8 protein-coding genes are annotated in these 8,200 nt (G+C 62.4%); 4 read left to right on the top strand and 4 right to left on the bottom strand.

Features of this window, described 5'->3' with window-relative positions; genetic code table 11:
- The coding region (locus ENZ74_RS13845; RefSeq protein ID WP_164761027.1) for an ABC transporter ATP-binding protein at nt 1-882 on the top strand (882 nt) is incomplete at its 5' end.
- Nucleotides 883-902: 20 nt separating this feature from the next.
- Entirely contained in the window at nt 903-1,661 is a 759-nt protein-coding gene (locus ENZ74_RS13840) for an MBL fold metallo-hydrolase (protein WP_063168085.1), read from the top strand.
- Nucleotides 1,662-1,768: 107 nt separating this feature from the next.
- Here ENZ74_RS13840 and ENZ74_RS13835 read toward each other — a convergent pair whose 3' ends face one another.
- The 3 genes from ENZ74_RS13835 to ENZ74_RS13825 form a co-directional block, all read right to left on the bottom strand.
- On the bottom strand, nt 1,769-2,470 hold the full coding sequence (locus ENZ74_RS13835; protein WP_063168086.1) for a TetR/AcrR family transcriptional regulator: 702 nt from the start codon (nt 2,468-2,470) through the stop codon (nt 1,769-1,771).
- A gap of 139 nt (nt 2,471-2,609) precedes the next feature.
- A complete protein-coding gene (locus ENZ74_RS13830; RefSeq protein ID WP_063168087.1) occupies nt 2,610-4,037 on the bottom strand; it encodes an amidase in 1,428 nt (475 codons plus the stop codon).
- A gap of 85 nt (nt 4,038-4,122) precedes the next feature.
- Complete coding sequence (locus ENZ74_RS13825) at nt 4,123-5,157, bottom strand: extracellular solute-binding protein (RefSeq protein WP_024503894.1); 1,035 nt, start codon at nt 5,155-5,157, stop codon at nt 4,123-4,125.
- On the opposite strand from ENZ74_RS13825, the gene ENZ74_RS13820 reads away from it, so the two are divergent.
- On the top strand, nt 5,129-5,407 hold the full coding sequence (locus tag ENZ74_RS13820) for a hypothetical protein (RefSeq protein WP_127224493.1): 279 nt from the start codon (nt 5,129-5,131) through the stop codon (nt 5,405-5,407). The two genes, ENZ74_RS13825 and ENZ74_RS13820, sit on opposite strands and share 29 nt — an antisense overlap.
- A gap of 115 nt (nt 5,408-5,522) precedes the next feature.
- On the opposite strand, the gene ENZ74_RS13815 is transcribed toward ENZ74_RS13820, so the two are convergent.
- On the bottom strand, nt 5,523-6,494 hold the full coding sequence (locus tag ENZ74_RS13815; protein WP_063168088.1) for an NAD-dependent epimerase/dehydratase family protein: 972 nt from the start codon (nt 6,492-6,494) through the stop codon (nt 5,523-5,525).
- A 722-nt stretch (nt 6,495-7,216) separates the two neighbouring features.
- Here ENZ74_RS13815 and ENZ74_RS13810 point away from each other — a divergent pair.
- On the top strand, nt 7,217-7,990 hold the full coding sequence (locus ENZ74_RS13810) for an NAD kinase (RefSeq protein WP_013531374.1): 774 nt from the start codon (nt 7,217-7,219) through the stop codon (nt 7,988-7,990).
- The last annotated feature ends 210 nt before the right edge of the window (nt 7,991-8,200 follow it).

Raw genomic sequence — 8,200 nt, 5'->3', positions numbered from 1 at the left:
GTGTTCATCCGTGGCGAGGATTGCACGTCGGTGCCGCCGGCCAAGCGCCCGACGACGACGGTGTTCCAGGACTATGCGCTGTTTCCGCATATGAGCGTCGGCAGCAATGTCGGCTTCGGCCTGCGCATGCAGGGCGTCGACGGCGCGACACGCGCCGCAAAGGCGCGCGAGGCGCTGGCGCTGGTCGGTCTCGCCTCTGCCTTCGACAAGAAGCCGCATCAGCTCTCCGGCGGCCAACGGCAGCGCGTGGCGCTGGCGCGGGCGCTGGTGATCGAGCCGGCGGTGCTGTTGCTCGACGAGCCGCTCGGCGCCCTCGACCTCAAACTTCGCCGGCAGATGCAGGATGAATTGAAGGCGATCCAGAAGCGCGTCGGCACCGCCTTTATCCATGTCACGCACGACCAGGAAGAGGCGATGGCGCTGGCCGACCATTGCGTGGTGATGAATGACGGGCGCATCGAGGACGAAGGTCCGCCAGAGCGCGTCTACGCACGGCCGGCGACGCGTTTTTCGGCGACCTTCATGGGCGAAAGCACGATCCTCGCCGGCACGGTCACGGAGGCGAAGGATAGGACAAGCACCGTCGCGACGCCGGTCGGGCCGGTCTCGCTGCCCGGCGCCTTGCCGGTCGGCTCTACCGTTGCGCTGGCCATACGGCCGGAGCATCTTGTCCTCGGCGAGGCGCGCGGCGGTGTCAGGCTTGGCACAGCCGAGGTGAGCGACGTGGTTTTCCAGGGCAGCTTCAAGCGCGTGCTCGCCGTTTCCGTCGAGGACCCTTCGCTCCACTTCATCGCCAAATTGCCCGCGACGGCGACCGTCCAGCCGGGCGACAGGGTCGCGATTTCCTGCGATACCGACCAGATCATCCTGCTGACGGACTGAACTTTCTGACGGATTGAAACATGGCAACGCTTGCGGTCATCGAGGCACCAGACTGGTACGAGACCATCCGCATGAGCGATGGCGTGACCTTGATCCACGAGCCTTGGATAAAACCGTTCTTCCGCTGCAACATGTGGCATGTGCGCGGCCGCGATCGTGACCTTCTGTTCGACACCGGGCTTGGCCATTTCAGCCTCAGGCGTCACGTGCCGTTGGTCAGCGAGCGCAAGCTGATTTGCGTCGCCAGCCACACGCATTTCGATCATATAGGCTGCCACCACGAATTTCCCGAACGGTGCGTGCACGCCGCCGAGGCCGGGATCCTCGCCGATCCGCGTAACGAGTGGACGGCAGCCGACACCTATGCGACCGACGAAATGTTCGATTGCCAGCCGCAAGGCTGGAACACGGCGCGCTACCGTATTCCGCCCGCACCGGCAGGCCGTTTGCTCAAGCATGGGGACGTCGTCGATCTCGGCGATCGTGCCTTCGAGGTGATCCACACGCCCGGCCATTCGCCCGGCGGCATCGCGCTCTATGAAAACAGGACGGGCATCCTGTTATCAGGCGATATCATCTATGACGGCCCGCTGATCGACGACGTCTACCACTCGGACATATCAGACTACATGGCGACACTGCTGCGCCTGCGCGACCTCGATGTCTCGGTCGTGCATGGCGGCCATTTCCCGAGTTTCGGCAAGGTGCGCTACCGCCAGCTTGTCGACGAGTATCTGGAACAGAAGCGGCAGGCCGGCTGCCATCTGCGGCAGCCATGAAAGCGGTCAGAGCGGTTCACCGTTTCACGGAAACGGCGAACCACTCCAACTCCTTGTTTGGCGCAATTCCGGACGGAAAACCGTTTCACACTTTTCCTGGAATTGCTCTAGCGCATCAGTTCGAAATGCCGCGGGAATGCCTGATGCAGCAGGAGCAGCATGGTCTTGCGCAGCACGTTGGTGTCACGGCTGGATGGATTGAGATGATCCCAATACCAGGCGCCGTGGACCAGATAATTCAGGCTCTCCGACAGCGTGTCGATGTCGACGTCGGTGTAACCGCCGCTGCGCGAAATCTCGATCAGCAACTCGCGCGCTTCGGCGGTGTAGGCAAGATCGCTCGGCAGGCCGATCTCATTGTAGATCTGCATGCTCTTGCGGTCGCTGGAGAACACGACAAAGACCGAAACCCATTTCGGGTGCTGGCGGGCGAAACGTTGCGCGCAATCGACCGCGCCCAGGGCCCGCTCAACCGGCGACAGGCCGGGCGCTCGCACCAGCGTCACCCACAGCTCGTCGTATCGATCGCTGAGATACTGCAGGACGGCGCGAAACAGGTTCTCCTTGCTGCGGAAATGGAAGACGACCAGGGCATTGGACGAGCCGACATGTTCGGCGATGCGCTGCATGGTGACGCTTGCCAGTCCCTCCTCCGCGATGAGCTCGATGGTGGCGTCGATGATCCGCTGCACGCTGGCTTCGCCGCGTTCGCGCCGACGGTCCTTGGGCGGCGCGGCATCGTTTGCCGCACGTCCATTCTTCGCCGTTGCGCCTTTGCGTTTTGCCGCCGCAGTGTTTTGTTGCGCCATCTTCGTCCAGCTCCTTTCGGACTTCTGCCGGCGATCGCCGGCGCCGCCACGGATCCGTCTATTCGAGGTGTCCGGCGTCGGCTCACCACAACCGAAACCGCAGATCAACCACGATCGCGGCAAGGGCCGCATCGCCCTGTTATAGCGACGGGCGCGTTTCGGCGTTTGTGTACCACTGCCCCTTGGCCATCTCATAGGCCATGGCCGCCCGGAAGACATCGGCATCGCAATAGGTGCGGCCGACGATCTGGATGCCTGTCGGCACGCCGCTTGCCGCCCGGCCCGACGGCACGGATAGAACCGGACAGCGGCTCATCATGTTGAACGGCGTCGTCATCACCCAGCCAAGCGACGGGTTCACCTGCTTGCCGTTGATCTCGACCGTGCCCGTTGTCTGATCGAACTCCGCCGGCACGGCGGGAAGCGCGTTGGTCGGGCAGATCAGCACATCGTAGGTCTCCAGCAGCGGCCCCAGCGTCTGGTACATCCTGGCCGCCACTTCCAGTGTTCCGACAAAGTCCGTCGCCTTCGACCTTTGCCCGTCCTCGGCGAACTGCCTGGCATAGCTCGTCATGTCCTTGCCGTGCTCCTTGAGCAGTTGCGACAGTGAGGCGCCGAACAGATGTTCGAGATAGGCCATGCCCGCCTTGAGCACGTCGTCGCCCCAGCCCAGATCGACTTCCTCGACCGTGGCGCCAAGCGAGCGAAACACATCGCAGGCGGCAAGCGTGTTCTTGCGCACGTCCGGATCGACCTCGAAAGAACCGAGGTCCATCGAGAAAGCAATCTTCCAGCCCTTGATCGGCTTGTAGTCGCTGGGCAGGCGCAGTTTGGGGCGGAGCGTGGCGATGTCGAGCGGGCTCGGTCCGGCCATCACGTTCTGCAGCAGGATCGCATCCCCGACGTTTCGCGCCAAAGGTCCGGTGTGGCAGTAGAAATCGAGGTTGAACGGCGGCTCGTCCGGATTGCGCCCGTAAGGCGGCTTGAAGCCGACAAGACCGCAGGCCGACGCGGGAATTCGGATCGACCCGGCAATGTCCGAGCCGGTGGCGATCGACGACGTGCCGGACGCCAGCGTCGCCGCGGCACCGCCGGACGAACCGCCGGGCGTGAAATCCGGGTTCCACGGATTGCGCGTCACGCCCCAGCGTTTCGACCAGGTGTAGCCGGCGCAGCTGAATTCAGGCGTCGCCGTGCGGGCATGGACAATGCCTCCGGCCTTGATGATGCGCTCGTTCATCGTCGACGTATGGCCACCGATGGCATCCCGGGACAGCAGCGAGCCGTGCGAGGTCGGCTTGTCCTTGATGTAGCTCTCGTCCTTGATGCCGATCGGCAGCCCCTCGAGCGCCCCGGTACGGGCCCCCCTGGCGTATTTCGCCTCGGCTTTCCTGGCCAGATCCATCGCCTCGTCGAAATGCGTGAAGGTGAGGCAGTTGATCGTCGGCTTGGTGGCTTCGGCGCGGCGGATGGTGGCCTGCATCAGTTCGACGGGCGAAAGCTTCTTTGCCTTGAACAGCCGCAGCGCCTCGCTGGCCGGCATGTAGCAAAGGTCGAGATCGGTCATGGGAAGTCTCCTGCGATCTGCGCATCGCGTTGCATGGACGGAGATGACCGCGCCGCGTGCTGCGGCGCGGGAAAGCCTGGTCAGGTCATTTCTGCAGATCGGTCCAGATCTTCGTGTAGAGCGCCTGCACGTCGGGCGGGCATGCCTGCATGAACTGGCCCTTGGCGGCGAAATCGGCGGGAATGTTGACTTCCGGCGCGGTCTTCATGTCGTCGGGCATGAAGGCTTCCGAGCCCTTGATGCCGTTCGAATAACGCGCAAAGGCTGAGATCAGCGCCGCATTCTGCGGATCCATGATGAAATTCTGGAACAGCTTGGCGTTGTCGACGTTTTTGGCGTCCTTGAGGACAGCGACATTGTCCATCCAGATCGGATAGCCTTCCTTGGGATAGCCATAGACGATCTTGTCGTTCTCAAGCCGCTCGCGCAGCGATATGCCGTTCCAGTTGACGCCCGCGGCGATGTCGCCCCTGCCCAGGCCGTCGACGGCCGCATAGTCGAGCGAAAGCCATTTCGCCTTGGCCTCCACCAGCTTGTCATGCACCTTCTTCAGCATCTGCATGTCGCTGCTGCAATATTTGCCACCCTCGTAAGCGATGGCGAGGAACATGATGTCACCCATTTCGGGTACGACATTGATCTTGCCGACGAGTTCGGGGGGTGGGTCGAGGAAGATCGCCGATGTGTTGGGGTCGCCGGCATAAACCGACTTGTTCACCGAAATGCCGGTCGTTCCCCACTGCCATGGAACGGTATATTTGCGGCCTGGATCGAATGGAACATCGACCCACCTGGGATCGACGTTCTTGAAGTTCTCCATCTTGTTGGGATCGGTCTCCAAGAGCAGACCTTCGCTGATCCAGACCGGCACGACGCTCGCCGAGGGCACGACGATGTCATAGCCGGAGGCGCCCTGCCGGACCTTGGCCAGGGCGGTATCGTTGGAATCATAGTCGGTGACGGTGACCTTGACCTTGTAGGTCTCCTCGAACTTCTTGATCAGCTCGGGACTGGTGTAGTTGCCCCAATTGTAGATGTTGAGTTCGCCGTCGGCATGGGCAACGCCCGTGACAGTCAGCAGCGACAGGCCGATGGCCGTCGCGGTCAGTTTCCAGTTCATGCTGTATGCTCCCATTGTTGGGACCGGCGGCGTTACGGCCTCAGGTCCGTTTCCTGCTGACGAAAAGATGGCCGCGACAATGCCGATCGACGGCACGAGAACGGCCGTCGGCATCGCATTTGCGGCATGCGGCGCACCGGCAACGGCAAGCCGCATCGCAGTCGAGATATTCCCCTCTTCACGGTGGCCATTCACCGGCTGGCGCCGGCTGTCCAACTCAATTCGCGACCTCAGGAGTAACTATGACTAAACATGCAGTCAATATCTTTATGCGGATACGGCCATGGCTCGCCGATCGATGCGCCCGATGCGGTGGTGACCAAGTGGGCAGCCAGGAAAGAGCTTTGGCCGCGACGTCGGGCGCGTCAGGCCGTTGGGGCCGCAACGGTTCCGGCCGCAATTCGCTGACGGAACCAATCGAAGGTGCGCCCGATGCCTTCCTGATAGCCCGTCCTGGCTTCCCAGCCAGGAAGGACATGCCTCGCCGACGTCAGGTCCGGACGCCGATTTGTCGGATCCTGGGGAGCCGGAGGGTGGTGCTCGATGCGGCTGCCGGGGACAAGCGACCTGACGAATTCCGCGATGCGCAGGACGGAAACCTCGTGATCGTTGCCGATGTTCAGAGGGCCGCGATGCGAGATGCCGTCGCGCCAGAAGTAACGTTCCAGCCCCTCGACGATGTCGTCGACATAACCCCAACTGCGCGATTGGGACCCGTCGCCATAGACCGTCAGCACCCCGGTTGTCAGAGCCTGGATGGCAAAGTTCGAAACGGCGCGTCCGTCGTCGATGCGGGTTCGCGGCCCATATGTGTTGAAAATCCTGACGACGCGAATGTCGAGCCCGACAACCCGCTGCTGTTCGAACAGCAATGCCTCGGTGCAGCGTTTGCTTTCATCATAAGAGGCCCTGGGACCGGTGCAGTCCACCGATCCCCTGTAACTCTCGGGTTGGGGTGAAACCAGGGGGTCGCCATAGACTTCCGAGGTCGAGGCGAAGCAGAAACGGCCGCCGGGCTTGAGCAGCGTCAGAAGATTGAGCGCGCCGCCGATGTTGGCCTTGATCGTGCGTACCGGCTCGCGCATGTACCAAAGCGGCGAAGCCGGCGACGCGAGATGGATGATCTCATCGAAGCGTTGAAGGGATGAAAAGCTTTCGGCATCGGCAATCTGCAGATCGAAACGCGGATCGGCGATATGTGCGACGTTGTCTCGCGTCCCGGTCCAAAGATTGTCGACGACGATCAGCTTTTCCAGATCGCTTCGCCGCAACAGACGGTCGACCAGATGTGAGCCGAGGAAGCCGCAGCCACCAGAAATCAACACGCTGCGCGACATGGAACCCCCTGCTCCAGACACCCGGCCAGTCAACGAGCCGCAGGGCTTGTTTCCCAACAACGGCGGATACGAGGCTACCCAAAAACCTTTCCGCCAATCGGTGCACCCATCTACACCGCCAAGCGCCGCGAGTGCAAACAGCAAGCTTTCACGAGTGGAACGTGCGGCAGCCGACCGGCCTCTGCTTTTAAGGAGAGAAACTGCCGCGCGATGTCGCGCACCGAAGCGGCCGCCAATGCCGCCGGTCGTCCGAAAGGATGATCAGGTTACAGCGCTACAGCGCCCTTTGCGGGCATGGCGCTCCGGCTGCGTCACCACAGCGCGACGCCGTGGGCTGCGGTCGGAAGCTCGTCTCTTCGGACTGGCGCACCAGTTCGGCAAAGAGCAGCGCGAAGCTTCCCAGCATCAGAAAGACAATGATCAGGCGTGTTACCGGCAATATGTCGGCCTCGACTGGCTAGCCCCCACGCCACCCATCCACTGCCGGCTAACATGACCGATCCGGCTTTACGAGACTTTAAGGCCGGTCTTAACCATCACATTCGCGTAGCCTTTGTCATGATACGCGAACGCATGTCCGCATCCGCCGTCCCGCGGTCGCCTCGCCATCCCGGAATGGCATTGCCATCCGGGATGGCGGCTCCGTTTGCAGACCTACCCCGCCCATGCTACCCCGAAATTGGCGCGGCCCTGCCGCTGCCACCGGTCGTCATCGGGGAGCCATGAGCAAAGCCGCCAGCCACATCGCCTTCGTCTCGTCCGACACCGCTGACGCCAAGACGGCGCTGGAAAGCCTGTCGGCGCGCTATGGCCAGTCTTCCGTCGAGGAGGCCGAGATCGTCGTTGCCCTTGGGGGTGACGGCTTCCTGCTGCAGACCCTGCGCGACACGATGGGGACCGGCAAGAAGGTCTACGGCATGAACCGTGGCACCATCGGCTTCCTGATGAACGAGTATCGTTCCGGTGGCCTGACCGAGCGTCTCGAAGCCGCCGTCGCCGAAACCATCCGCCCGCTGGAGATGCTGGCCGTGACCTCGGAAGGCGAAACGATTTCGGCACTGGCTATCAACGAGGTGGCGCTGTGGCGTCAATCGTACCAGACGGCCAAGATCCGCATCACCGTCGACGAACAGGTCCGGCTTGAGGAACTGAACTGCGACGGCGTCATGATCGCAACCCCGGCCGGGTCCACCGCCTACAATCTTTCGGCGCACGGGCCGATCCTGCCGCTCGACGCGCCGCTGCTGGCGCTGACCCCGGTCAGCCCGTTTCGCCCGCGCCGCTGGCGCGGCGCGCTGCTCTCCAACAAAGCGACGGTGCGCTTCGACATCCGCGAGCCGGAAAAGCGGCCGGTGAACGCCGCCGCCGACCATACCGAGGTCAAGGCGGTGACCTCGGTGACGGTGCGAGAATCACCCACGGCGACAGCAACGTTGCTGTTCGATCCCAATCATTCCTGGAACGAGCGTATTCTCGCCGAACAGTTCCGCTATTGAGCCGGCTCTGCGACCGACAGGTCGATTAAGCATCCCGATTAAGGTTACAACTTCACAATCGTGCCATTGCTGCCCGTTTCTGTTGACAAATCGAGGGCTTGCTCCTAATTGCAATACCGATCTTGCAGGCGCGTGGCGCTTGCCGCGACGCCATTAGACGCCGTTGCGCTTCCCCGAACCAGCCAAAGACAACAACACTTGTCCTCAGAC

The sequence above is a fragment of the Mesorhizobium sp. M7A.F.Ca.CA.002.15.2.1 genome (assembly GCF_003998715.1).
Lineage (GTDB): Bacteria > Pseudomonadota > Alphaproteobacteria > Rhizobiales > Rhizobiaceae > Mesorhizobium > Mesorhizobium ciceri.
The sequence above is the reverse complement of the archived record's forward strand: the minus strand, read 5'-3'. Positions and strand labels throughout refer to the sequence as shown.

Coding starts and splice junctions, on each gene's coding strand:
- ENZ74_RS13840 (WP_063168085.1), top strand. CDS start 903: ATGGCAACGCTTGCGGTCATCGAGGCACCAGACTGGTACGAGACCATC.
- ENZ74_RS13835 (WP_063168086.1), bottom strand. CDS start 2,470: ATGGCGCAACAAAACACTGCGGCGGCAAAACGCAAAGGCGCAACGGCG.
- ENZ74_RS13830 (WP_063168087.1), bottom strand. CDS start 4,037: ATGACCGATCTCGACCTTTGCTACATGCCGGCCAGCGAGGCGCTGCGG.
- ENZ74_RS13820 (WP_127224493.1), top strand. CDS start 5,129: ATGGCCGTCGCGGTCAGTTTCCAGTTCATGCTGTATGCTCCCATTGTT.
- ENZ74_RS13825 (WP_024503894.1), bottom strand. CDS start 5,157: ATGAACTGGAAACTGACCGCGACGGCCATCGGCCTGTCGCTGCTGACT.
- ENZ74_RS13815 (WP_063168088.1), bottom strand. CDS start 6,494: ATGTCGCGCAGCGTGTTGATTTCTGGTGGCTGCGGCTTCCTCGGCTCA.
- ENZ74_RS13810 (WP_013531374.1), top strand. CDS start 7,217: ATGAGCAAAGCCGCCAGCCACATCGCCTTCGTCTCGTCCGACACCGCT.